Here is a 1,784-nt window from a genome sequence, read left to right as displayed (position 1 = left end):
TACGCTAATCATATAACCGTTTTACAAACGTAACTCTATTAATTCAGTTCCATTGACATTTTCTAGAATGTAGCAGGAGTAATGAAATGCCCAAAATAACTGTCGGACTCGCGATGACATTACTTATTATCGGAAATATAATTGGTGTTTTTTCTGACGCTTTGATAAAAACTCTGCCAGCAGATACTGCCGTATACCAATTTGTATTATTTCGTCAATTGACCGCAGTGCTGATTTTACTTCCATTTTGTCTACTCAGTAATAAACAAAGCCTCTTCGCTGGCCTCAAATGGCACTTTATACGCGGCCACATTTGGTTATTAGGGACAATATTTATGGTATTCGCTCTGGGCGCTCTGCCGTTAGCTACCGTAAATGCTATTTTCTATACAGCGCCTTTGCTTATGCTGCCGTTAGCCATGATATTGTTTCAGGAAAAGCTGACTAGCCACTCAATTGCTGCTGCTGTTTTGGGCTTTATCGGTGTACTTATCGTGGTTAAACCAACACAAATTAATTGGGCAGCGATTGCCGCCCTTGTCGTCGCATTGACTATGGCTGTAAATAATTTATTGGTTCGTAAATTACCTCAGCATCATAATGTGTTCCAAACTTTAATGCTCACCAACCTAGTAGGTATCCCAGCCGCACTTGGGTTGGCGTTATGGGAAGGCAAACCTTGGGACTGGACTCCAATGTTAACGGCAACAGGCTCCAACACTTTTATCCTAATTTATGCTGGTATATGTGTATTGGTATATAAAGCAATCGAAGCCAGTAAAATTTCCAGTGCCGAATACACTGGCTTATTAGGTGCTGTAGTTGTAGGGGTGCTGTGGTTCGATGAAATACCGGACCTGAGCTTGGCTATAGGATCTTCTTTAATTATTATTCCGCTGATTTGGTTAGCCAAGGTAGAAGCAAAGATAAAGCAAACAAGTAAAATAATATAAATGATAAAGTTAATCTAACTTTCCAACGTGACCGCGTTTGGGAACGAGCGTTTAACTGCACTCCCAAGTGGGATAAATAATAACTAGTTAATTTTTGGAATATTATGACTGAAAATAATTTGATATTTTGTGAGTATAGTAACTCTTATTTAGAAGACTGTCTTAAGCTGTTCGATCAAAACTGTCCGAAATACTTCGCTACAAACGAACGTCAGGACTATATTGCGTTTTTGCAAAAACAGCCCAAGCTATACAAAATTGGACTTATTCACGGAGAGGCCGAGGCTGTCTTTGGGCTGGATATCGATCCTAAAATAAACCGTGCTCATATCACTTGGATTATGACTTCTCCACGGGTGCAGGCTAATGGCATCGGAACGGCAATGATGTCTTAGGCTAAGAAAATGGCAAAGGACAGTAACATGAAAGTTATAGATATCGCCGCCAGTCACCTTTCAGCTCCTTTCTTCGAAAAATTTGGGGCAAAGACAATTAAAGAAATCACTGATGGTTGGGGCCTAGACATGCACAGGGTTGATATGGAATTACTACTATAATAATTCAATGACCGCTATTGGCCGATTAACTGACCTAGGTATGGTGTGAGTTGGCTGTCCGTAGATCGCTCATAGCTGCCTGTCAGATTAAGTCCCAACCTATTCCTAGAAACTGTAAGATCAGATATGAGCTACTACAGATTTATATGTTAACACCAAGCGATTTTGTCGTACTTTAATTACCACGCGATTCTGTCGTAATCGCTAATTACCAAGGGAAATTGACGGTTATCTTTAACCGTGTTCTTTAAATGTTTTGTTTAAGCATTTGAGG

General features: G+C 40.0%; 3 protein-coding genes. All 3 read left to right on the top strand.

Annotated features, from left to right (window positions below; all coding sequences use genetic code 11):
• Positions 1-86: 86 nt before the first annotated feature.
• The 3 genes from L1272_RS22910 (at position 87) to L1272_RS23170 (ending at position 1,510) form a co-directional block, all read left to right on the top strand.
• Positions 87-953: a DMT family transporter gene (locus tag L1272_RS22910; protein ID WP_235374358.1), complete on the top strand. Its 867-nt coding sequence runs from the start codon at positions 87-89 to the stop codon at positions 951-953.
• A 104-nt stretch (positions 954-1,057) separates the two neighbouring features.
• Complete coding sequence (locus L1272_RS22905) at positions 1,058-1,348, top strand: hypothetical protein (RefSeq protein ID WP_235374357.1); 291 nt, start codon at positions 1,058-1,060, stop codon at positions 1,346-1,348.
• Positions 1,349-1,375: 27 nt separating this feature from the next.
• Positions 1,376-1,510: a hypothetical protein gene (locus L1272_RS23170; RefSeq protein WP_268841541.1), complete on the top strand. Its 135-nt coding sequence runs from the start codon at positions 1,376-1,378 to the stop codon at positions 1,508-1,510.
• The last annotated feature ends 274 nt before the right edge of the window (positions 1,511-1,784 follow it).

The sequence above is a fragment of the Pseudoalteromonas sp. PAST1 genome, from assembly GCF_021532515.1.
GTDB classification, from domain to species: domain Bacteria; phylum Pseudomonadota; class Gammaproteobacteria; order Enterobacterales; family Alteromonadaceae; genus Pseudoalteromonas; species Pseudoalteromonas simplex.
Note: the sequence above shows the minus strand (reverse complement) of the source record. Positions and strands in the feature narration are given on the sequence as shown.